Source organism: Novosphingobium rhizovicinum, from assembly GCF_040813635.1.
Classification (GTDB): Bacteria; Pseudomonadota; Alphaproteobacteria; order Sphingomonadales; family Sphingomonadaceae; genus Novosphingobium; species Novosphingobium rhizovicinum.
Genome location: NZ_JBFNXR010000052.1, coordinates 96,793 through 118,931 on the forward strand (window position 1 = coordinate 96,793; position 22,139 = coordinate 118,931).

Annotated in this window: 17 protein-coding genes; 6 read left to right on the forward strand and 11 right to left on the reverse strand. The window is 62.8% G+C overall.

The annotated features are described in order from the left end of the window. Position 1: 1 nt before the first annotated feature. A complete protein-coding gene (locus tag ABUH87_RS14760; protein ID WP_367774844.1) occupies positions 2-2,062 on the reverse strand; it encodes a beta-galactosidase trimerization domain-containing protein in 2,061 nt (686 codons plus the stop codon). A 198-nt stretch (positions 2,063-2,260) separates the two neighbouring features. Between ABUH87_RS14760 and ABUH87_RS14765 the strand changes: the two genes are divergently transcribed. Beyond that, positions 2,261-3,505 (forward strand): MFS transporter, encoded by a 1,245-nt coding sequence (locus ABUH87_RS14765; protein WP_367774845.1) that lies wholly within the window; start codon positions 2,261-2,263, stop codon positions 3,503-3,505. Here ABUH87_RS14765 and glcF read toward each other — a convergent pair. The 8 genes from glcF to ABUH87_RS14805 all read right to left on the reverse strand — a co-directional run bounded on the left by glcF (position 3,502) and on the right by ABUH87_RS14805 (position 14,944). Continuing rightward, complete coding sequence (gene glcF, locus ABUH87_RS14770) at positions 3,502-4,806, reverse strand: glycolate oxidase subunit GlcF (RefSeq protein WP_367774846.1); 1,305 nt, start codon at positions 4,804-4,806, stop codon at positions 3,502-3,504. The two genes, ABUH87_RS14765 and glcF, sit on opposite strands and share 4 nt — an antisense overlap. Beyond that, positions 4,806-6,011, reverse strand: a complete 1,206-nt coding sequence (locus ABUH87_RS14775) for an FAD-binding protein (protein ID WP_367774847.1) — start codon at positions 6,009-6,011, stop codon at positions 4,806-4,808. The genes glcF and ABUH87_RS14775 overlap by 1 nt, the downstream gene beginning before the upstream one ends. Continuing rightward, complete coding sequence (locus ABUH87_RS14780) at positions 5,965-7,458, reverse strand: FAD-linked oxidase C-terminal domain-containing protein (protein ID WP_367774848.1); 1,494 nt, start codon at positions 7,456-7,458, stop codon at positions 5,965-5,967. The genes ABUH87_RS14775 and ABUH87_RS14780 overlap by 47 nt, the downstream gene beginning before the upstream one ends. Before the next feature lie 106 nt (positions 7,459-7,564). After that, the gene (locus tag ABUH87_RS14785) at positions 7,565-9,733 is read right to left on the reverse strand and encodes a glycoside hydrolase family 20 zincin-like fold domain-containing protein (RefSeq protein ID WP_367774849.1); all 2,169 of its coding nucleotides are present in this window, start codon (positions 9,731-9,733) and stop codon (positions 7,565-7,567) included. Between the two features lie 27 nt (positions 9,734-9,760). Further along, positions 9,761-11,290, reverse strand: coding sequence for a glycosyl hydrolase (locus tag ABUH87_RS14790; protein WP_367774850.1), 1,530 nt, complete (start codon positions 11,288-11,290; stop codon positions 9,761-9,763). Positions 11,291-11,355: 65 nt separating this feature from the next. Beyond that, positions 11,356-12,939 (reverse strand): hypothetical protein, encoded by a 1,584-nt coding sequence (locus ABUH87_RS14795; RefSeq protein WP_367774851.1) that lies wholly within the window; start codon positions 12,937-12,939, stop codon positions 11,356-11,358. Positions 12,940-13,034: 95 nt separating this feature from the next. Beyond that, positions 13,035-14,342: a c-type cytochrome gene (locus tag ABUH87_RS14800; protein ID WP_367774852.1), complete on the reverse strand. Its 1,308-nt coding sequence runs from the start codon at positions 14,340-14,342 to the stop codon at positions 13,035-13,037. Next, a complete protein-coding gene (locus tag ABUH87_RS14805) occupies positions 14,339-14,944 on the reverse strand; it encodes a TetR/AcrR family transcriptional regulator (RefSeq protein WP_367774853.1) in 606 nt (201 codons plus the stop codon). The genes ABUH87_RS14800 and ABUH87_RS14805 overlap by 4 nt, the downstream gene beginning before the upstream one ends. Before the next feature lie 135 nt (positions 14,945-15,079). Between ABUH87_RS14805 and ABUH87_RS14810 the strand changes: the two genes are divergently transcribed. From ABUH87_RS14810 to ABUH87_RS14820, 3 genes are read left to right on the forward strand one after another with little or no spacing between them, the layout of a single operon-like run. Beyond that, positions 15,080-16,318: a hypothetical protein gene (locus ABUH87_RS14810; RefSeq protein WP_367774854.1), complete on the forward strand. Its 1,239-nt coding sequence runs from the start codon at positions 15,080-15,082 to the stop codon at positions 16,316-16,318. Next, positions 16,311-18,029 (forward strand): DUF1592 domain-containing protein, encoded by a 1,719-nt coding sequence (locus tag ABUH87_RS14815; RefSeq protein ID WP_367774855.1) that lies wholly within the window; start codon positions 16,311-16,313, stop codon positions 18,027-18,029. The genes ABUH87_RS14810 and ABUH87_RS14815 overlap by 8 nt, the downstream gene beginning before the upstream one ends. Continuing rightward, positions 18,026-19,357, forward strand: coding sequence for a DUF1552 domain-containing protein (locus ABUH87_RS14820; protein ID WP_367774856.1), 1,332 nt, complete (start codon positions 18,026-18,028; stop codon positions 19,355-19,357). The genes ABUH87_RS14815 and ABUH87_RS14820 overlap by 4 nt, the downstream gene beginning before the upstream one ends. Positions 19,358-19,502: 145 nt before the next feature. Here ABUH87_RS14820 and mreB read toward each other — a convergent pair whose 3' ends face one another. Both mreB and rnk read right to left on the reverse strand, forming a co-directional pair. Beyond that, positions 19,503-20,498, reverse strand: coding sequence for a rod shape-determining protein (gene mreB, locus ABUH87_RS14825; protein WP_367774857.1), 996 nt, complete (start codon positions 20,496-20,498; stop codon positions 19,503-19,505). Positions 20,499-20,505: 7 nt separating this feature from the next. Further along, the gene (gene rnk / locus ABUH87_RS14830; RefSeq protein WP_367774858.1) at positions 20,506-20,943 is read right to left on the reverse strand and encodes a nucleoside diphosphate kinase regulator; all 438 of its coding nucleotides are present in this window, start codon (positions 20,941-20,943) and stop codon (positions 20,506-20,508) included. A gap of 293 nt (positions 20,944-21,236) precedes the next feature. Between rnk and ABUH87_RS14835 the strand changes: the two genes are divergently transcribed. Further along, positions 21,237-21,572 carry a DUF2322 family protein gene (locus tag ABUH87_RS14835; RefSeq protein ID WP_367774859.1) on the forward strand — a complete coding sequence of 112 codons (336 nt, stop codon included), beginning with the start codon at positions 21,237-21,239 and terminating at the stop codon, positions 21,570-21,572. 157 nt (positions 21,573-21,729) lie between these two features. Continuing rightward, positions 21,730-22,116 carry a c-type cytochrome gene (locus tag ABUH87_RS14840; RefSeq protein WP_367774860.1) on the forward strand — a complete coding sequence of 129 codons (387 nt, stop codon included), beginning with the start codon at positions 21,730-21,732 and terminating at the stop codon, positions 22,114-22,116. Positions 22,117-22,139: the final 23 nt, after the last annotated feature.

A 22,139-nucleotide genomic window follows, 5' to 3' on the forward strand; every position in this document is an offset into this window, starting at 1 on the left:
CTCACGCCGTGGCTGCGGGCAGGACGACCGCTTCGAAATACTTTACCGGCGGCAGATCGACCCAGCTGTAGCCCTCACCATCACACCCGGACAAGGTCAGCGTACTGCCATCCACCAGAAGCCGGACTTCACCGGCTGCGCGGTGGATACCCAGTCGCAAGCCATGCAGCGCAGGCGGCTCCTCGTAGGCGCTTTGCCGCTGACCGGCATAGTTCACCACGTGAACCACGCGCTCGCCAGCGCCCCGGTCCTTGACGCGCAGAGTTATCTCCACCGGACCCGCACCAAGAAGCTTCACCGGCGGTTGCGATGCCGCGCCGACAAGCTGCGCGACAAGCTCGCGATGTTCGGGCAATCCGTCGCGGAAATAGAGCCACTCCGGAAGCCAGGGCAGGTAGTGCGTCCGCCCCGCGCCAAAGCTCTGGCTGACCACGCCCGGATTGCTATCGGGTTCGAGCTCATCGAAGCAGAGTTCCGGCGGGCCATACTTCGGCTGCGGCAGCAAGGTGAGCATGCACCCCGCGGCGTCGCGGCGATCCGCATGCCAGTACCACCCGTCCAGGTGCAGGAGACGAGTGTGCGGAAAGTCCAGTTCGTCCTCGCCGATGCGCACGTAAGTCTCAAGGGTGCTGGCAGCATGGCTCACCCGCGTCACCGGCAAGCTCCTTAGCGCGAACTCGTCGCGCTTGCCGCCATGCTCGTCATAAAGGCCGGTCTCGCCAGTTGCGATCAGCGTGCCGCCTTGCGCCACGAAGGCATCCAGAACGGCTGCTTCGGCATCGCTGAGGCAAGTCGTGCTGGGGAGCAGGATCGCGTCATATTGCGCCAGCTTTGCGGCGATGTCGGCATCGCCCATGACCTGATCGCTTACGAAATCGAAGGGGATGCGCGCTTCCAGCAGAAGACGATAGGCACCGCGAAATGCGTTCGTGCGCAACTTGCCGGTGGCCGTCGCGCCCGCATGCAGATCAGCCGCCCGCGAGTGATAGAGTGCGACTTTGGCGCCGGAGACGGTTCCGGTCAGGTGCTGCCCGTTGCGCGCGTGCCAGTGCATGAATTGGCGGACCGGCTCCAGCGGCTCGGTGTTCTCCTGATCGAAAGTGCCGAACAGGTAGTAGTCGATCTGCGCCCCGCCGGCGATCTGCTGCCCCAAGCGGAGCAGATGATTGTGCGGCGTTTCCGATGCATACCGCCACTGATAGTCGAGGAAGTTGGTCGATGCGCAGGAGTAAGGCTTCCCCCTTCCTATCGATGCGGCCCAGCGCGTAAGCTCTCCGGGTTGGTGGGGCCACTCGGGCGCCGGACGGCTTACCGCGCGCTGTATTTCCAGGCGCATGAAGTCGTAGCTTCCGTGGCCATTGCCCATCACCCCCGTCTCAGGCCGCAGACGCTTGACGGTGTCGTAGAGCTTCTGCGACGCCGCCCTGCTGGTCCGCTTCTTGAACTCCAGATAATCGGCAAAAGCCGGGTCGCTGAACTCTTCGCGAGTGGGAAGAGCGCGCCCGAACATCTCCTGAAAGCCCGTCTGGCAATTGCGGCAATGGCAGATCCCGCGATAACGGCCGCTGTAATCCACGGGCTGATAGCCGGTCATGTTGAAGAACACGCCGTCCAGATCATAGCGCTTCAGTGCCTCGTCCAGAATGCGGTGGGCGTAGTCATGCGCCCAGCCCCCATTCACGCACGCCTGATAGGTGCCGTTGTACTCCTGCGGTTCGCCCGCTTCATTGTGCACGAACCATTCCGGATGCGCCTCATAGGCGACGCGGGTGCCCTTCGAGAGGTCGAAGCGCCCGATCATCCGCAGCCCTTCGGCCCTGGCGGCCTTCAGCATATCTCCGGTGAGATCGCGCGTGAGCAGAGGATTGCGGGCCTGCAGGGGTAGCTCGGTCGGGTAAAAGGCAAAGATGCCGCCGACGTTGAAGGTAAGCGCAGTCGCGCCGAATTCGCGAACCTGCCTCGCCAGCGCCAGAGGATCGAGACCGGCGTCGATCAGGCGCAGGTTCGTCTGCACGATGCGGTACGGCTGCTCCCACCAGGGCGTGCCCTCGGCCTGCATCATTTCTGCTCATTCCCTTCCGAAGCGAACGGCACAGCGGCGTCTTCTAAGCCACTGCGTGCTGCGATGACCCGTTCCGTACGATTGGTAAGTTTTTTTGTCCATATGCCTCTCGACGTCTGGCCCGGGCCTTTCAGCTGCGATAAGGCTGCTCCAGCAAAAGAACAGGCGAGGACCTCGCCGACAAGGTGAGAGACGAACTTGACGTACTTGACCGAGTTCCGCCTGAACTGGCGCTCCGTACTCGCCACATTCATCGGCATATCTACAGGGTCGGCACTCAGCCACTACACCATGAGCCTGTTCGCGCCCGAACTCATCAAGGAGTTCGGCTGGTCAAAGGCGCAGTTCGCCCTCGTCGGGTCCTTGCCGTTCGTGACGATGCTGCTGACCCCCTTCATGGGGCGTTTCGCTGATCGGGTGGGCGCACGTATTGCCGCTATCGTCGGCTTCGTGTCCATGTCGCTCGGCTTCTTCGGCCTCAGCGCGATGACGGGCAACATATACGAGTTCTTCGCGATCTGGCTGGTGCAACACATCTTCGGAGTGCTGTCCACGTCGCTCGTTTTCTCCCGGATCATCGTCGAAAGGTTTGACAAGGCGCGGGGTACCGCACTGTCGCTCCTGATGATGGGGCCACCCATTACGGGAGCGGTCGCGGCGCCGCTGCTGGGCATGCTCATCACAGATTACGGTTGGCGGTCAGCCCTTGTCGCGCTGGGCATAGTTTCTGCCTTGGGTGGCGTGACTTTTACGGTGATGCTGGGGCGGCGGTCCCGCTCGGGCAAGGCCGGGGCGGAGCCAAAGCCAGTCCCGCCCAAGCTCAGCCGGGAAGAACTGAGCACGCTGGTGAAAAACCGGACCTTCCTCCTCCTGGTCGGCGGCATGTTCCTCATCAACGTGCCGCAGGTGTTCGCTGCGTCGCAGATCAAGCTGATCGTGCTGGCCAATGGCGTGCCGGATACGCTGGCGACTTGGATGGTGTCCCTCTACGCGGTGGGAGTGATCATGGGCCGGCTACTGTTCGGCCTCGCTCTTGACCGTGTCAGCGCGCACATTCTGGCGCTTTTCGGGCTGAGCCTCCCGGCAATCGGCTATGTCATACTTGCCGCGCCTATCAGCCTGGTGTGGCTTCTTGCCTTCGCAGTCCTGATTATCGGCATCGCGCAAGGCGCCGAAGGCGATCTGGCCTCCTACATGATCTCGCGCCATTTCGACCTGAAGAACTACAGCCTAATCCTAGGATTTGTGAAGGCGGGCCTCGACGGCGGCGGCGCCCTGGGCGCGGTGATCCTGAGCTATACGCTGGCAGTAAGCGACAGCTACTCGCCCTTTCTTCTCTTAGTGGCCGTGACGACACTGTTGGGTGCGTTCAGCTTCTTTATGACTGGCCCGGACCGGAGCCGCAGCAAGCCGGTTATTCCCCTGGCGACAGAAGCGGTTTAGCTTCGGGCGCTAGGACAAAGCGCCTGCGGCTGGGGTCCGCCGTAGGCCCAGTCGAGCAGTTCGACAGTGTGGACCACCGGAGTGCCGGTCCGCGTACCGATCTGCGTCGCACAGCCGATATTACCGGTGACGATGACGTCCGAAGCCAGGCGCTCCAGCGTAGCGACCTTGCGCGCGCCGAGTTCGCCGGCGATCTCCGGCTGCAGGATATTGTAGGTGCCTGCCGAACCGCAGCACAGATGCGCGTCTGCGGGCGTGCGAACCTCGAATCCCGCAGCGGCAAGCAGCCGCTTGGGGGCGTCCGCGATCTTCTGACCGTGCTGCAGAGAGCAGGCGGCGTGATACGCAACGGTGATGCCCTTTGCCTCCGCCGTGGGAAGGTCCGCTCCGGCGAGAAACTCGGAAATGTCCATGGCGAGAGCAGAGACAGCCGCTGCCTTGTCCGCGTAGCGCGCATCCTCGCGCAGCATGAAGCCGTAGTCCTTGATCGTCGTGCCGCAACCCGACGCGGTGACGAGAATAGCCGCCAGCCCGCCGCGCTCAACCTCCGCGATCCAGGCATCGACATTGCGCCGCGCGGATTCCAGCGCCTGCGCCTCGCGTCCCAAATGATGGACGAGCGATCCGCAGCAGCCCTCTCCGCTTGCCGTGACAACCTCGTAGCCCAGTCTGGTCAGCAGCCGGACTGTGGCTTCCCGAATCTCGGGCTTGAGGACCGGCTCCGCGCACCCGCCAAGGAGCGCCACTCGGCCCCTGCTCTCGCCGCGCGCAACGGGAGCCTCTCCGCGCGCTTCGCGAGGCGTCTGCTCCGGCGCCAGTGCAAGCATGGCCGACAGCGGCTTCAGCGCGTCAGCCTTGGCCATCCAGCTTTGGAATGGGCGTCCGAATTTCGAGAGGCGGAGCGCAAGCCGGAAGCGATCCGGGTGCGGGAGCACATAGGCAAGCAGGTTTCGATACAGGCGCTCACGCAGGGGCCGACGATAGTTCTGCTCTATGTATGCGCGGGCGTGATCGACCAGGTGCATGTAATTCACGCCGGAGGGGCAGGTTGTCATGCAGGACAGGCACGACAGGCAACGGTCGACGTGCTTGACCATTTGCGGGGTCGGCTCACGCTCGTTCTCGAGCATGTCCTTGATGAGGTAGATGCGCCCCCGGGGGCTGTCGAGCTCGTCACCCAGAAGGACATAAGTGGGACAGGTCGCCGTGCAGAACCCGCAGTGCACGCACTTGCGGATGACAGCCTCGGAACTGGCCATGGCCGGGTCTGCAAGTTGCTCAGGCTTGAAGGCGGTTTGCATCAGAAACGTCCGGTCTCGAAAATACCTTGGGGGTCGAAGGAACGGCGCACCCGCTCCTCCAGAGCTGCGACGCCCACAGGCGCGGGGTGGAAGGCAGGTGTTTCGGCACGCAACGCCGGGTCAGCGCGCACCAGAGTGGCATGGCCGCCAGCCTCGCGCGCGGCGGTGCGAAGCGTCGCGCTTTCACCCTCGACCACGGCGCAGACCAGTCCGCCGCCCCAGTCGAGCAGGTACCGGCCACCCATTTCGCGCACCCGCCGCGCGATGGCCGGTCCGGCCGTGGGCGGAACGCTGATACGCCATAAAGGGCCGGTGCCGAGCGCGGTCACGTTCGTAACCTCTTTCCACAGCCGCGCGGCGAGAGGCTCCGGCAGGCGCTGGACCTCCCCCTCGAGGCCCAGCAGCGCTTCGAGCTGAAGAGCGCGAGCCGCGACCGAGGGCCGTACACCTTGCAGGCGAAGCAGCGTGACCGTGCCGACTTCCGGATCGCCGATGACGTGTGCCGCCGCCGCTACTTCTGCCGGTGAGCCGAGCGCGCGCGCCATGACGGCAACTGCGCGATCATCCGGCAAGTCCCGCAGCGCGAGGGTCAGTCGCTCAGGGGGCTTGGGCAAGACTTTCAATGTCAACTCGGTCAGGACCGCAAGCCGCCCCCAGCTGCCCGCCATGATCTTCGGCAGATCATACCCAGTGACGTTCTTCACCACTTTGGCCCCGCCCACGAAGGCTTCGCCACGACCAGAGACCGCTTTGAAGCCCAGGAGGTGATCGCGCGCGCTCCCGCTGGTGAGACGCTGCGATCCGGCCACACCGGCTGCCACGACGCCGCCTATCGTAGCCGCTCCTTCGTCCATGCCGTAAACTGGGCCATGGTCGAACGGATCGAAGGCGAGAGCCTGCCCCAGCTCGTTCAGCGCCGCTCGCACGTCGGTCAAAGGCGTGCCGGGCAGGACCGTGAGAACCAGCTCCGGCGGGTCATAGTCGACGATCCCGGACAGCCCCCGCATGTCCAGGATACGCGCCGGCTGAACGGGCTTACCGAACCCTGCCTTGGTGCCCCCGCCGCGGATCTCGACCGTATCCTTCGCCTCAAGCGTGTTCAGCACGCATTCGCGCACATCCTCTGCCGTGGAGGGCTGCATCGTGATCGTCATCGCTTCAGAACCGCGGCAGTTCGGGGAACGGCAGATTTCCGGCGTGGACATGCATGCGCCCCAGTTCGGCACAGCGGTGCAAGGTCGGGAACACCTTGCCGGGGTTGAGCAGCTGTTCAGGGTCGAACGCGCACTTGATCCGCTGCTGGTGTGCCAGATCCACCTCGGAGTACATTTCCGGCATGAGGTCGCGCTTCTCCACGCCCACGCCGTGTTCGCCCGTCAGCACGCCACCCATCTCGACGCACAGGCGCAGGATGTCGTTTCCGAAGGCCTCCGCCCGGTCCAGTTCTCCGGGCTTGTTGGCATCGTACAGGATCAGAGGATGCAGATTGCCGTCCCCGGCGTGGAAGACATTGGCGACGCCAAGCCCATAATGCTCCGACAGCTGCCGCATCCTGTCCAGCACCTCAGGGAGGCGCCGGCGCGGGATAGTCCCGTCCATGCAGTAATAGTCAGGCGCCAACCGTCCTACCGCCGGAAACGCGGCCTTTCGGCCTGCCCAGAAGGCGGCGCGCTCTTCCTCGCTGCGGCTGATCCGCGTCGAGACGGCGCCGTGCTTTTGCGCAATGCGCTCTACCTCCTCGATCAGGTGATCGCACTCGGCCGACGGCCCGTCGAGTTCGACGATGAGCAAGGCATCGACGTCGAGCGGATAGCCGACCTGAACGAACGCTTCGGCAGCGTGGATCGCCGGGCGGTCCATCATCTCCATGCCCGCCGGAATGATGCCACTGCCGATCACCTCGGCCACGCATTCGCCAGCACCGACGACGGTGGAAAAGCCGATCAGCAACGCGCGGGCCGTTTCCGGCTTCGGCAGGATGCGAACGGTGACCTCTGTGACGACGCCGAGCAGGCCTTCCGAGCCGACCATCAAACCCAGCAGGTCCAGCCCCGCCGGATCGAGGTGCCGGCCTCCCAGGCGGAGCACTTCGCCGTCCATCAGCACCATTTCGATGCCGAGCACGTTGTTGGTCGTCAGACCATACTTCAGGCAGTGCACGCCGCCCGAGTTTTCGGCCACGTTGCCGCCAATCGAGCAGGCAATCTGGCTTGAGGGGTCCGGCGCGTAGTAGAAGCCGCGTTCCTCCACTGCGCGCGTGATCGCCAGATTGGTCACCCCAGGCTGCACGACCGCGATGCGATCCTCATAAGAGATGTCGAGGACGCGCTTGAACTTGCCCATCCCCAGCAACACCGCGTCGGCGAGCGGCAAAGCGCCCCCGGACAGCGACGTTCCCGAGCCGCGCGGCACAACCTTCACACCATGGGCATGGCACCAGGCGAGGACAGCGGAGACCTGCTCCGTCGTTTCGGGCAAGACGACCAGCATCGGCGCCTGCCGGTATGCCGTCAGCCCATCACTCTCGTAAGGGCGAAGCTCGTCAGGATGGTCAATCACGCCTTCGCCAGGCACGATCGCGCGCAAGGCCCGCGCGATCTCGGCGCGTCTGCCGATGACACCGGCATCGGGCTCGGGCATGCGCAATGTCACGACATTCACCTCACGTAGTTCGCTGCGAAAGCCGAAATCGGCGCAAAGCCATCTCTCCGCAAGCGAAAAGCGGCGCGCTTGGACAAAATAGTTTACCGCATCGCGCTCAAGGATCGGGAACGTAGCTGGCCTGTTGTGCCAGCGTGATGTCGCGGGCGATGGCTGGTCGCAACAAGGCCCAATGAAACAGGTTGTCGTCGGTGCGCTGGTTGTCGGGCGGATTGTAGTGCGCCAGCGGCATGTCCTTGTAAATCGGCCTTGTGATCGCTGCGACCGTGTCCCAGTGGGTGAGTGACCGCTGGAGATGTGCGATTGCCGCGGCCTTCTTCGCGGGATCGCCAGACTGTCGGTACATCTCCAGATCCACTGCGCCCCGCAACTTGGCAGCGTAGTAGAGCCCCAGGTTGGCCCATGTCTTCACATCGGCCACTTCGTACATCAGCGAAGTGTCGTCGGAGGCGTCGATTGCCTGCACCAATTGGAGCGCACGTGCATTCTCATCCTCAAGACGGTTGGCCAGGTCCAGCGGCGTCACCTGCCCAGTCTGTGCTGTCGCGCCCATTCTCAGCAAGGCAACATAGTCCTTTACCGACAACCAGTTCGCCAGAAGGGGCTTTTGCTGGATGAGGCGGTCGACGGACTGGGGCTCCAGCCCGTTGCGCCCCAGGACCATCATGCCCTCACCGTAGAGCGTGAAGTCCCAGGTGAAGTCCGTTGCCGTCGCGAAGTGCAACTGCGTGGAGGATGCAAGCGCATATGCATCGAGCAGGGGCCGCGCCTGTTCTCCATAGCGGCGGACAAAGTCCTGTCGGAACAGATCGTCGGACGTGTCAGGGGCATAGAGGAGGCGCCCCCACAGCTTGTAGAACAGCCACTGACGCTCGAACGCATAGCGCCAACTGACATCGGCACCGTCGACGGTGAAGTAATCCTTCGCGGGAATGTAGTTTTCAGACCCGACGAAGTAGCCGCCTACGTAGGCTGCATTGGCGTTCTTGCGAATGTGCTCGCGGATGAAGCCGGGGACGCCCCAGCGTAGGGCGTAAAAGTCCTCGTTGCGGGCCATCCAAGCCACTTTGTAATTCGCCGGTGGCGGATCGAAGTACGCGTCGTTCAGCGGCCCTCCATGTGTCTTTACGAGCGTGGTGCTGGAATGGGCATGCGACCAGTTGAACTTGATCTCCAGCCAGACAGGGTCGGGGAAATCGTCCAGACCCTCAATTGCCCTGCGGGTGAGCCGCTCGGTTTCGACACTCGTGGAGCCACCCTGGCCAAGATCGGACGAAAGCGGCGCGCGAAAGATCATTTTTGCCGGCCGCTTCGCTGCCCGCATGCCGGCGATAAAGGTCTCGTCGATCCAGGCCTGACGTTCCTGCGGCGTCATTCCTCCCATCTGCTCGGCAAGCGTGAAGCCAAGGCCGGTTAGGTCAGGATACTCATTCAACACCTGCGTCACGCTCTCACGCGTGTAGCGCTTCACCAGTTCGCTGGTCTCCCCCGTCCCTTTGTAATTGGGCCAGAAGTTATTGCCTTTCAGCTTATGCGCCTTCGCGAACTCGGGGCTGACCAGCACGTTCCAGTTAACGACGTACGTTTCAATGCCCCGAACCTTGGCCATGTGGAAGATGGCCTTGTAAAGCTTGCGCCACTCGGCAAGTTCCGCATCGGAGAAGCGGCTTGCCTCAGGGAAGTTCTTTGCCCGGATCATGTACGGGAACGGATGCAGGTTCCACAGCGTCAGCGCATTGAACCGGTTCTGCACCATCATGTCGAGAAAGGCTTCCCAGTAACGGGTGTCCCTCACCGTCTCGTAATGAAGGTCCAGAGCAGAGCTAGACCGATAGGAGTCCCACGGCAGGTTGAACTTGATCGCACGGAAGGGCAGCGCCGGCGCCTCTTCGGCGGACGAAAGCCGATCGAGCGCCGTACCATTGCCGATCTGCTCAGCCAGCGACAGTGCCCCGTAGATCAAGCCAGCACCGTCCCCGCCGGAAACCGCGATGGCGCGCTTGTATGCCGCGACGCGGAAAGCCTCGCGCTTCAGGGCACCCGGCGTGACGGCAAGGGAAACGGTGAAGTCACCCTCGCCCTCCGGTCTCGCGACGACCCGATGCCCTTGCGAGCGCAAGGTTGAGGACAGGCGCGCTGCTGCATAGCGCGCCTGCTCATCCGCTCGATCGAAGCGGATAACGACCGGATCGGCAAAAGCCGGCATCGCTACAAGCCAGGCGCAGGCCAGCGCTACCAGCCATGCCCTCAAATCCAAAACCTTCATCTGGATCGCCCCCAAGCGAGCCGCAGCCTACTTTGCGGCCGCTCCGGATTGCGCGGGCTCAAGCACGACCAGGTGAAGCGCGTTGGCGGGAAGATCGATCGTCAGGTTCTGGAGCGCCTTGGGCTGAACGACAGTCTCACTCACTTTCTGCAGGTTCGCCGTCGCCGGATCGGCCCAGTAGTTGCTCGTCTTCGCATCGATACGGAACATCTGCTGCCGCACGGGCTTGCCCGCAAGGCTGGCAGGCAGATCGCGCATGTTGATGTTCACGCGATAGTTCTGCGCGTTTGTATGCTGATAATTCCACACCATGATCGCGGCGCCGGTGCCGTCTTTCGTGGCGATGGAATACACCCCCTGGCCATCGGTCAACGCATCAGACGTCGCAGCAACCCGCTCCTTCTTGAGCTTCGACATCATTTTCAGCGTGTTGCCGTAGGGCGTGAATGTATCTGTCGGAGGCGGAACACCCTCCCCGACACGCGTGACAAGCTGGTCCTTGCGCTCCTCGGTCTTGTGCCTCACCACCCAGTTGAACGGATAAGTGCCGGGCTGATCAAGGAACCAGTAGATGAGCGATGGAACGCCTGCTGCGCCGATCAGATAGTCCGGCTTGGGGTCGTCCTTATTGTCGAACGAAGGCCCCGGATAGATGCCCAGTTCGGTGATCAGCCTGGGCGTCTTGCGGTCCAGACCATAGCGGGCGAACTCCTGCTCAAGGCGCTGCCGCTGGTTGGCCACTTCGCTGGGGTTACCCTTGTAGAAATGGTAGGCGCGCGGGCCGTTCGTGTCCGCATTGCCTTCGGGAAATTCGCCATATGCATGGTAGGAGATGAAGTCGATCCGCTTCTCGGGAGACTTGTCTGCCTTGTAATCGCTGAGAAAAGCACGCAGCCACGGCTCGTTGTACATCATCAGGCCCGGACCGCCGATTTCCAGCGGAATCTTGGGCTTTAGCTCTCGATTGATCTCGTTCACGGCCTCATAGTACGGCACGTAGTAGGCGTAGAGTTGCTCGGGCTTCAGAGCTTTGGCCAGATTATGGTCCGGCTCGTTGAAAGCCTCGATGTAACGGATATTCGGAAAGCGCTGCTTCAACTCGCGCATGATCGTCTTGACCACCGGCTTGATCTGCGCGGGCGTCGCTCCACGATCCCGCACAGCGACACGCGTGTCCATTACCACCAGCAGGTTGTCCGACAGCCGGCTGAGATCGCCCAGGTAGTCCAGCACCGGCTCATAGTTGTATGTGCCAGTCGCCTCATCATGGATGATGTGCGCATCGATCCAGACGCGATAGACCTGTCCGTGCAGCCCCTGCTCGTTCAGGAATTCCACGTCTGCGTCCCGCTGTTCCGCAAAAGTCGTGGGGCGGCTTACGTTGTTGTAGCGCTCCGTCCTGATCAGTTCGCCGCGTGACTTGGAGAAGTCGACGGCCACTGTTGCGGGACGTGCCTCGGGCCGGGCGCTTTGCTGGGGCTGCGCAGCCGCCGGGTATGTCGCTGCACCCAGCAGCAAAAGCGCAGCGGCGAGATTGTATTTCACTTTGCCTGACATGCCATCTCCACATCTCATTCGGAATCCCGCCACTTTGGGCGGTGAGTGCCGATTATGACTTGAACTCAGTGTGCTGCGCAGGACGGGTTTGCCGCCTTCGGCATCGCGACGAAGTTGACGCTGAGCGGCGCCAGAGTCACAGACCTGCTTTTGCCGCGCCTCGGCTCCAGCGAAGGCAGCTGGTCGTCCGCCGTCAGAGCCAGCGGCTTCCCGTTCAACAGCACGGTCCTGCTCTGCAGTTCCGGCGAGGTCAGCGCATACACCTCCGCACCGACTGGCGTGGCGAGAGTGCGGCTTTGCTGCTTCAGATTAAGCGCGATCAGCGAGACGCCGCCGTTCACGCCGCGCATACAGTGCGCATAAAGATGCAGACCCTCCTGCTGCTCGCCCGCATCCAGAACCTGCGTGCCCATCAGCCTGCGCCAGAGCACCGCAGCCCAATAGCTGGCGTTCGGATCCAGCGTCTTTTCGTCGATGATGCCATTGCTGCCGCTGATGAGGGCGTGGGTGAATGCTGCATCCAGCCCCTGTTTTGCCATGCGTGCGTGGAAGTCGACGTAGCGGAACACGTCGAGGAAGGTCGGCTGCCAGGTTAGGCCACCGCAAGCAGCGCCACCCGTCTCGGTCAACCAGATAGGCGCTCCGGGCGCATAGCGATCCCGTAGCTCCTTGTGTCGCTGCAGTTCCGCGTCCGGGCGCGAGAGCCAATCTTCCGAGAGCGCCTGGTCCGCACTCACCCCTTGCGGCGAAGTTGGCGGTGCGCAGCGCTGCGCGAGGGCCGGGTAGAAGTGGTAGGAGACGATGTCCACTTTGGGCATGGGATTGGCGGCGAAGTACTGCGCGCTGCTGGTGCTGATAGAGCCCACGCCGGGTATGCCCAGCGTAGCAGTCCCCGGACCGGCGAGCTTTACGTCGGGCGCAGCCTGCTTCATGAATCTGCTGAATGCCGCATAGTCGCGGGCGAACTCTTCGGGCGTGTGCCCCTTCAGAATGCGTGGAGGTTCTGGCGCATTGGGCTCGTTGAACAATTCGGCTGCATAGATCTCGCCGCCGATCGAGCGGGTGTAATCGAGCCATGGCTTTGCCATCAGCGGAGTCCATGCATGGGCGCCGTCCCGCACCCCAGGGCTGTTCGCGAACGATGTCACGATCTTGGCGTCGACGGCCTCGGCGAAATCGACCGCGCCTTTCCACGCCGGGCGCGAAAGCACGACGGTAAAGCCCTCGGGCGCCTGCTCGGGCGCAGGGCTGTCACTGTCGTGGAAGTAAACCGAGTTCGCCGTCGTGCCGCTGTAACGAATGTACAAGGGGGCCAGCGCGCTCGTAAGCCTGCGGAACTTCTCGGAGGTCAGATCCGTAGGCGCTCTGGCTTCGCGCACTGCGGAAAAATCGCGCGCTGCTCCCGTTTTCTGACTGGCCTTGTCTTTCTCAAGCTGATCGTAAGACTTCCAGGTCTCTCCACCGGTCAGGTGCGAGAACCCGATCTGGTAAGACTGAAAGCGTTCGTCGATGGTTCTGACCGGGGGATAGCTACGTGCATCAATGCGCACCGGCGCGTGCCCGGATGATGAGCCCGCGTGAGAGGTGCCAGCAGCTGCAAGCACCAGCACACTTGCGCCGCCGATCAGTCGCGTCACTATTCCCAGCATGTTATCCTCTCGCTCGTTCGTTCGAGACTGAATAGCACCCCTGAGGTTTTTGGTAAGACCTTTTTACCAAATGTGGTCTTATAGCATGATCGCCATCACCGTTGCCTCGCCACTTGCTCGGGAGAGACCTGAGGCGCGTTATTCCCGAAACTGCTGCGAAGGTAGGTCGCCAGCGCGGCTACGTCCTCGTCCGACAGCCGCTTGCCAAAAGGCTTCATGGTCGTTCTGCCCGAGGCGAACGGCGGGTCCGGCAGATCAGGGCCGTAGAGGATCACATTGATAAGCGAAGACGGATCTTCGGCCTGGACCAGCGCATTGCGCGCAAGCGGAACGCCGAGGATGCGGTCTCCCTTGCCATCGGGCAGATGGCAGGTGCCGCAATGCACGGTGTAGACGACTTCGCCCTCTTTCATCCTTGAACGAAACGCGGACCAGTCAGTCCTCGCCGGACCGGGCGCGACATCTCGCAAGTAAGTTGCGATTGCCTCCGCATCCGACTTTGTGAGGTGAGCGGTGGACTCGTAGACTTCCGTCATCGGGCCATGAACGACCGCGCGCGGGTTCTTGCCCGTGAGCAGGTAGGACTGGATGTCCTTGGCGCTCCATTCCTTCAGCCCATGCACGCCCGACGTCAGATCCGGCGCAGACCAGCGCCTGTACGCGCCGCTTGCCACCTGATCGACATAGACGCCGCCGCGCAGGTTTCGGCTCTCGTCCGGCGCTCCCAGCATGTTCCTGGGGGTATGGCACGCCCCGCAGTGCGCGACCGCCTCGACGAGATAACCGCCACGGTTCGACTGGGCAGAGCGCGTGTTGTCGGGCGTGTAGGGAGCGTCGTCGTGGAACAGGGTCTTCCAGAAATGGAGCAAGGCCCGATTGCCAAAAGGAAAGTCCATCTCATTCTCACGAGCGGGCTGTGCGACAGGCGCAACCGAGCGCAAGTAGAGATAAAGAGAGGCGATGTCCGGATCGCTCATCTTGGCGAAGGAAGTATAGGGAAACGCCGGATAGAGATGCGTCCCGTCTGGCCGAACACCATGCTTCATGGCGGCATGGAACTGTTCGTAGGTCCAGGTCCCGATCCCGTGGTCTTTGTCCGGAGTGATGTTGGTCGAAAACAGCGTCCCGAATGGCGTCACGAACTTGACGCCACCTGCGTAGGCTGCGCCGCCCGGCGTCGTGTGGCAGGCAGCGCAGTTGCCCACTTTGGCGAGATAGGCTCCGGCTGCTGCGCTGGCCTTATGTGCCTGCAAAGGGGCGGGAGCGGCGACCGCAACGGGTCGAAAGACATAGGCAGCCAACGCTGCCCCGGCCGCAAGCAGGACCAACAGGAGCCATCCCAGCCGTCGTGCCCAGGCCCCGAACCGGGATTTCGCGGGCAGCGGCGGCGTATCGGTAGTCACTGCTTCCCCTCGTCGGTTTTCGCCTCGTCGAAAGGCCTCTCATCGAAGGGGATGCCAGCCAGGCGGATCCAGTTCACGGTTCTCTCCCTCAGAAACGCCGCCGCATTAGGATGCTGGCTGGCCTGCCAGTTGATCATCGATCCCGTCATGTGCGCCATAAAGGCGTCGACAGCGGCAGGCTTGGGCAAGGCGGTCTCGGGCATGGCCCTGGCAATCATCTGCCGCAGCGCCTGCCCTCGCCGCTCTTCAAGACTGAGCAGGATCGGGTCGTGGATGTTCACGTTATAGCGGAACATGAAATTGGAGAACCGCTCCCGCTCCTTGATCATTCCGCCGATCAGCTCTGTGATCGCGATCAGCCCCGCAGCGCCGGGTTCCGGTGAGATCTGCGCGAGCCGCGCCTCGTACTGAGCAGCCATGCGGTCCATCAGAAGGCGCTTGATATCGTCAAGGGAACCGAGGCGCTGACTGATGGCCGCGCGTGAGACCCCCACCCGGCGCGCAATTTCGGACATCGTCAGGCCATGCGCACCCAGTTCGGTCAGCACTGCCTGTGTCGCGTCGAGGATCTGATCATCGGTGACCGACAACGGGCGTGCCATGAATTGAGTTTGCTTTCCTGATCAAGCCTGCGGGTGACGCCATGCTGATATGGCCTGTTGCGATTTCTATCAACCCTGTTACTTACAGAGGTGTAAGGAATCGCAACAGACGATTCCGTGAAGTGACGGAGAGCCATGTTGCCACTGCGCCCGACTGCGCGAAAACGAGGCGTCCTTCTGGGCGTAACGGCGCTGGCCGCGGCCGGAACTCTGGCTTATGCGCTCTGGCCGGCGCAGAGGTTATCCGCCGAAGGCGGGTCATTCGTGCGCGACGGTGAGGCCGGGTTCGTAGTCACCGATTTCGCCTATGCGCTCGGTCCGGATACCCAGGACACCAAGGCCTGTCCCAACGGCATGTCGTGGGACGTATCGCAGGCCTTCGCCGCCACTCCCGAAGGCAAGAGGCGGCCGGGCGAAGATGATGAAGCCTATGGCAAACGCCTGGAGGATGGCGGCAAGCGCCTTTCTGCGACGCCGGACGGCAAGAACTACTGCCTGCACCCCGAACTCGCACCGACCGACGTCCATGCTCAGGTTCTGGCCCACCCGGATGCAAGGGCCGACGGCATTGATCTGGACGGGAAGATATCCCGCTCGCCCGCCGATGCGCGGAGCGGCCGTCTGGACTTTGTCGGACGCGATGGCGCGAAAGGCGTGGACAATCAGTTCTGGCGGGCTGTCGGCTGCAACCGTTCATACCAGAGCGCCGGCCAGTCCAATGGCTTCGCGGTCGAGATGTACACCGGCTCCTGGGGTATTCTGTTCAAGCTGGCAGACGTCGACGATCTGCGTAACGACGACGACGTGGAAGTGGGCATCTTCGCCAACGCCGATCCCATTCAGCTCAGCCCCACGCGCAAGGCTCTCGAATATGCGACCTATGCGATGGATCAGGACCCCAGGTTTCGCGCGTCCACGCGGGGCCGGATTGTCGATGGGATGCTCACAACCGATCCGGTCGACGTCCGCTTCCATCATGTGGTGAACGGAATGTACCTGGAGCGTCCGCTGCGCGATGCGCAGATCAAGGCCACGCTCACTCCGCAAGGAGTCCTCAAGGGCTATCTCGCGGGCTATACCCCTGTCGTCGAGCTTTATGATTACCAGTTCGGGTTTCGCAATGCCAAGGATGCTGCGGGGAAGCCCTCTCCTCCAGGACGGATCCTGGGCTCCTCAAACGGCGCCGCGCGCGTCCTGGGGCATACCTGCCCAGGCATATGGCAATCGCTGCATCGATTGGCTGACGGCCATCCGGACCCCGCCTCAAGCGCCTTCACCTCCATCTCCACGCAATATCGCTTCGAGGCCCGGCCCGCCTTTGTAGTCGATGTCGAGACGCGGGGATCGAACGACAAGCTGGTGCGCAATGACTGACCGCGTTCTGTCTTCGAACCGCCTTCGCGGCGCTCTGTTGCGGCACAAGCGAGCCTTAGCGATCGGCGCCTTGGTGCTGGCGCTGGTTTTCCTGGCCGGTGCGCAATTCTTCGAGCCCTCGGAGCCTGAGCCGGTCGGAGGCCCGCCGATGGTGCGGCGCCTGACGGAAGAACAGTACCGTGCGAGCATAGCTGATGCCTTTGCGCCCGATGTCCCCATCGTTGGGCGCTTCGAACGGCCCGTGCGCGCCGAAGGCATGATTGCGGTTGGCACGGGGCAAGCCGGCATGTCGCCATTCGCCATCGAGCAATACGATGCCTCCGCGCAGACCATTGCCAGCACGGTACTTGGTGAGCGCCGCGCCCAGTTCCTGAAGTGCGGGCCGAAGAATCCGCAAGTCTTCGACCCGAACTGTGCCCGGTCGTTCCTTACGCAGAAAGGGCGGCTTCTCTTCCGCCGTGCACTTTCCGATGAAGAGGCCGACAAGTATGTCGATCTTGCGCGCAAGGCGGGACGGCAGCTCGGAAACTTCTACCAGGGCCTTGAACTGAGCCTCTACACCATGCTCGTCTCGCCGGAGTTCCTGTTCCGGGTCGAGCGCATGGCGCCCGCCGCGGATGGCGCTCACCCGCAGCTCGATCCGTATTCCAAGGCATCGCGGCTCAGCTTCTTCCTGACCAACTCCGCGCCTGACGATGAACTGCTGCGAGCGGCCGAAAGCGGCGAACTCGACAGTCGCGCGGGTGTGGACCGTCAGGTGTCCCGCCTGATGGCATCGACCCGGTTCGAAGGTGCAGTCCGTGCCTTCTTCGCCGACATGATGCAATTCGATCGTTTTGGCGACCTCTCCAAGGATCCGGAGATCTATCCCGCCTACAACTCCGATCTGGCGCAGGACGCACAGGAGCAGACCCTGCGCACCGTGATCGAGCACCTGATCACCGATGAGGGGGACTATCGGGACCTGTTTACCACCCGCAACACGTTCCTGACCCGCAATCTGGGCATCGTGTACCGCACGCCGGTGCCGCAGCGGGGCGAATGGGTGCCCGTGACCTTTTCACCTTCCGCAAACCGCGCCGGCATCCAGTCGCACGTGTCCTTCCTGGCCCTTCACTCGCACCCAGGGCGGACCTCTCCTACCTTGCGGGGCTATGCGGTGCGGCAGGTCTTCCTCTGCCAGGACGTTCCGGACCCACCGGCAAACGTCAACTTCACCGCTATCGAAGCCACCGCGCACAAACCGAACGTGACGGCTCGCGACCGGATCTTCCAGCATGCCACCGAGCCATCCTGTGCCGGCTGCCACAAGGTCATGGACCCGCTGGGTCTAACGCTGGAAAACTACGACGGCCTGGGCACCTTCCGTCGCCATGAGAATGGCGCGCTGATCGACACGAGCGGCTCTCTCGACGGGACCGACTTCGACAGCACGAACGGGCTTGCCTCGGCGCTTCACGACCATCCGGAGACGCCGCGCTGCGTGGCCGAGCGCATGTACAAGTCTGCGGTCGGGCGCGATATTACCTGGAAGGAGCGCTACTACCTCGACTGGCTGATCTCCGGCTTCGAGGACGATGGCTACCGCATCCCGGCTCTGATGCGCCGTATCGCGACCAGCGCGAACTTCTTCACCGTCACTCGTCCTGCACCCGCCGGAACCCTCGCCTTCGGCGCGAGTGGCGGCAAATCACAAGGAGGCAAGCTATGAGCTGGTTATCTCGCCGGACCGTCCTGCGCGGCGCCATCGGCGGTGCTGCAGTGGGCGTTTCCCTGCCGCTGCTCGACTGCTTTCTGGACAACAACGGCAAGGCGCTGGCCGCTACCGGGCAGCGGATCCCTGTTCGCTTCGGGACATGGGTCTGGGGTTGCGGTTTCATTCCGGAAAAGTGGATCCCTGCCAGCGTCGGGTCGGAATACCTGATGCCGGCCGATCTCGCGCCGCTTGAGCCCTACCGTGACAAGTTGGCCCTGTTCAGCGGCTTTGACGTGAAGCTGGACGGCGTGGCAAACAAGCCGCACATCACGGGCTGCCTCGGCCTGCGGACGGGCATTCCCGTGCCCAATGAGGACGTGAAGGCGCCCACTCTGGACGTGCTGATCGGGCAGGCGATCGGCAAGGACACGCGCTTCCGGTCGCTGGAGGTTTCGACCTGTGGCCTCAAGAAGTCATACTCCTACCATGCGGCAGGATCACCCAATCCCAGCGAGACTTCTCCGGCGATGCTGTATCGGCGCATCTTTGGCGAAGGCTTCCAGGATCCGAACACTCTGGACTTCCAGCCAGACACCCGCATCATGGCCCGGCGCAGCGTGCTCTCGGCAATCACCGACGACCGGCAGAAGCTGATGCGCACAGTGGGCGCAAGCGACCGGCAACGGCTGGACGAGTACTTCACTTCCGTTCGCCAGATCGAGCAGCAGCTTGACCTGCAACTACAGCCCCCTGCCCCGGTCGAGGGCTTCACCCGGCCTGCGTCTCCCGAGGGCGACGGCGCAGGGTCCGAGATGGGCCAGGTCATGACAACGCACCGGATCATGGCCGATCTTCTGGCAAAGGCACTTCAGGTCAATCAGACGCGCGTCTTCAACGTGCTGTTCTCCGACACCGCCTCAAACCTGCGACGTGAGGGGGAGACCACTACTCATCACACGCTGACGCATGAAGAGCCGGTGGACGCCAGCCTCGGCTATCAGAAGGAACACTCCTACTTCGCCACCGAAAGCATGGTTGCGTGGAAGGAGTTCCTGGATGCTCTGGATGCCATACCAGAGGGCGATGGCACCCTGCTCGACAATTGCCTGGTACTGGCGCACTCGGACTGCTCAATCGCCAAATCGCACGCGGTCGAGGGCATACCGACGATGATCGCTGGCAATGCAGGCGGTGCGGTACGCACAGGCTATCACCTCGCCGGCAAGGGCGATTCCATCGCTCGGCTCGGCCTTTCCGTTCAGCAGGCGCTGGGTGTTCAGGTGGAGCGCTGGGGCCAGCTTTCGATGGAGACGAACCGGACTGTCACCGAACTGGTCGCCTAAAGGGACGGCAGCCGTCGGGACTAGCCCGGTCGCCGCGATCTGCGGGGCCATGGCCACTATCATGAGACATACGTGCGTCTCGACGGTCAGTGGCTCGTCAAGAACTTGCGTATAGCCCGGACGCGTGTGGAAGCCTGACTAGCTCTCAGTGCAGCATCTGCTGCAAACCCCGCGCAACGCAATGCTCGGCATGTTCCGCCACTCTGACTTCCAGACCACTGAGATCGGTGATCATGGCGCCGAGCCACGGCAGGTAGGCGCTCCCGCCGGTGAGCGTCACGCCGAACTCGCACACGTCGTGACTTAGCTCTGGTGGCGTTTGCGCGAGGCAGTCCTTTACCGCCTCTATGATGGGGCGCGCATGTTTGCGGACGACTGGATCAAAGTCGGAGGAAGGCAGCGTCAGGACGGTCGGCAGACCGCTTCCCAGGCGCCGCCCCTTCAAGCTGACGAGGGAAGCGGCATCGTCGGTACCGGTCGCAGACAGCTCCAGCTTGACGCGCCGCGCGGTTTGCGCGCCGATTGTGACCCGGTGCTCCATGTGCACATGATCGGAGATCGCGCGATCGAGCGCGTCCCCTCCTACCCGGACGGTCTTGCGCACGGCAACGCCGCCGAGCGATATGACGACGACTTCGGTGGTGCCCGCACCGCACTCGATCAGCATCGACGCACGCGCCTCTGCGATGGGCAGACCCGCTCCGATCGCAGCCGCCATCGGCTCGCTCACAAGACGCACCCGCCCGAAACCGCCCTCCTCGGCAGCGGTGAGAAGCGCACGGCGCTCAACCTCGGTCGCGTCTGCGGGGATCCCGATCAGAGTCGGGCCTGCCCGCAGCCTGCTCCTGCCCACCACCTGGCGGCGTGCATACGTGAGCAGGGCGCAGGCGGCTTCGAGATCCTGGAGAACGCCCCGATAGAGCGGCCGTTGAACCTTCAGCCCCTGGGGCGTGCGGTCCAGCATCAGCTGTGCTTCCGCACCGGCGGCGATCAGCGTCGAAGGCGTTGCCCGGTGATCGAAACAGCAGACTGACGGCTCATCGAGAAGCACGCCATCCGCCGCTGAGATCACCCTGATGTTTGCCGTGCCGACATCGAACGCCAGTTGCGGTCTCGCAGACCAGGAAAATAGCCGTTTCATGGCAACATCAAACGCCTGCAGCCTGCCGGTCGCCTGCGGCCTCACATGGACTTGCCTGCGCGACTTTGACGATTGTCAGGCTCCGTTCCGCGCCGCTGCGGTCGGGCCACATGATCGACGCGCCGGTGCGCATTCCGATCAGACCGGCACCCAGCGGAGTCAGGATGGAAATGCGATTGGCAGCGGTGTCCGCCTCTCGCGGATAGACGAGTTGCACCGTACGCGATACGCCGCGTGCATCGTCGACGAACTCGACTGTCGAGCCCATCGTGACCACATCTTGCGGCACTTTGTGCGGCGGATACGTCTTTGCCCGCAGGATCTCGTCCAGCAGCAGTTCGGTCGTGAGAGGGTGCCGCTCGCGATTGCCCATCGCCAGGTCAGCCAAGGCGTCAGCCTCTGCATCGATCATATGGATCTGCGGTTTTTTGCTCTGTCTGCTCATAATAGCGCTCCGAAGTCGAAGTCCTGACGGCGCTTTCGCCGTCGACCCGAGGCCCCGAGTCCGGGCACATCGGTCCGGGACTCGGGGCTAGGAACCTGCGAGCAGTTGGCCCCAGTCTGAGCGGAACAGGCATTTGTGGAGGTTCATCTTGGATTGGAGATGGGCTTGCAGGTGTAAGAAGTCAATGCAGCCGGGCTCGCCGATACACCGGCCTGTTCTGCCCGTCCTGGTGGCGGATGATCATTGAAGGTGTTAGGCGCGCGCCTCGTGAAACTCGAACGAGAAATGCTGCGATGATCCAACCCTGCCCGACCTTCAAAGACAATCTTGAGCAGTTGCCCCCTGTGGACGGAGTGCGGCGGATCGACCTTGTCGACGCTGACGGAACTGTCGTTGGCAGCATAGAAAACCAGCCGGGCAAGCAAGGTTCGCTCGCGGTGTACCAGTACCTCGGGCAGGTCTTCCCAGTGCTTGATGCGGAAGCGGCTGAGCACGGATTGGCGGTGTTCGGCGAGCATACCGCAGACGCACGCGACCGCCCTGGCGCGCATCCGAACGTGGACCGCCTGATAGCAATTGCCACGGGTGGTGCGCCTTTGACGATCGCGATCATCCGCGACTCTCTCTGACAGATCGCCTGGGCCCGTCAGCTGCCAGAGGCGGTCCAGGCCCTCGCCACGTCTGATCGCCGATATCGATCAATAAAATCATCTTTATCGGTTTCCCCGATGACTGGCTTCTCCATAGAACCTCGAGAGGTAACGATCTTCGGGGAGACTGGGCGGGATGAGAGGCTATTTCGTAATTGCATTGATAGCCTTTGCCAGCCTCGTCAGCCTGGCGGGAACAGCTCGGTCAGCCTCCCCGGCTCTCGCGCAGGAGGGCAAGAAGCATTTCATTCGCTGCGCGGCCTGTCACACGCTTAGCGCGGAAGCGCGGCAGATGTCAGGTCCGCACCTGCAAGGCATTGTCGGACGCAAAGCCGCCAGTGTGAAGGGCTTTGCTTACTCCCAGACCATGAAGGGCAAGACGCTTGTCTGGGATGAGGCGCATCTCGACGCCTTCCTGAAGGCCCCAAGAGAAACGCACCCCGGCATGTGCCTCACCTTCATGGGACTGCCGCGGCCTGAAGATCGCGCCGCGCTCATTGCCTATCTGAAGACGCCAAATTGACACAGCTCATTGGCGCAATCTCT

Bases quoted from the DNA above. Each gene is read 5' to 3' on its own strand.
- ABUH87_RS14760 (WP_367774844.1), bottom strand. From the start codon at position 2,062: ATGATGCAGGCCGAGGGCACGCCCTGGTGGGAGCAGCCGTACCGCATC.
- glcF (WP_367774846.1), bottom strand. From the start codon at position 4,806: ATGCAAACCGCCTTCAAGCCTGAGCAACTTGCAGACCCGGCCATGGCC.
- ABUH87_RS14775 (WP_367774847.1), bottom strand. From the start codon at position 6,011: ATGTCCACGCCGGAAATCTGCCGTTCCCCGAACTGCCGCGGTTCTGAA.
- ABUH87_RS14785 (WP_367774849.1), bottom strand. From the start codon at position 9,733: ATGAAGGTTTTGGATTTGAGGGCATGGCTGGTAGCGCTGGCCTGCGCC.
- ABUH87_RS14790 (WP_367774850.1), bottom strand. From the start codon at position 11,290: ATGTCAGGCAAAGTGAAATACAATCTCGCCGCTGCGCTTTTGCTGCTG.
- ABUH87_RS14795 (WP_367774851.1), bottom strand. From the start codon at position 12,939: ATGCTGGGAATAGTGACGCGACTGATCGGCGGCGCAAGTGTGCTGGTG.
- ABUH87_RS14805 (WP_367774853.1), bottom strand. From the start codon at position 14,944: ATGGCACGCCCGTTGTCGGTCACCGATGATCAGATCCTCGACGCGACA.
- ABUH87_RS14810 (WP_367774854.1), top strand. From the start codon at position 15,080: ATGTTGCCACTGCGCCCGACTGCGCGAAAACGAGGCGTCCTTCTGGGC.
- ABUH87_RS14815 (WP_367774855.1), top strand. From the start codon at position 16,311: ATGACTGACCGCGTTCTGTCTTCGAACCGCCTTCGCGGCGCTCTGTTG.
- ABUH87_RS14820 (WP_367774856.1), top strand. From the start codon at position 18,026: ATGAGCTGGTTATCTCGCCGGACCGTCCTGCGCGGCGCCATCGGCGGT.
- mreB (WP_367774857.1), bottom strand. From the start codon at position 20,498: ATGAAACGGCTATTTTCCTGGTCTGCGAGACCGCAACTGGCGTTCGAT.
- rnk (WP_367774858.1), bottom strand. From the start codon at position 20,943: ATGAGCAGACAGAGCAAAAAACCGCAGATCCATATGATCGATGCAGAG.
- ABUH87_RS14835 (WP_367774859.1), top strand. From the start codon at position 21,237: ATGATCCAACCCTGCCCGACCTTCAAAGACAATCTTGAGCAGTTGCCC.
- ABUH87_RS14840 (WP_367774860.1), top strand. From the start codon at position 21,730: ATGAGAGGCTATTTCGTAATTGCATTGATAGCCTTTGCCAGCCTCGTC.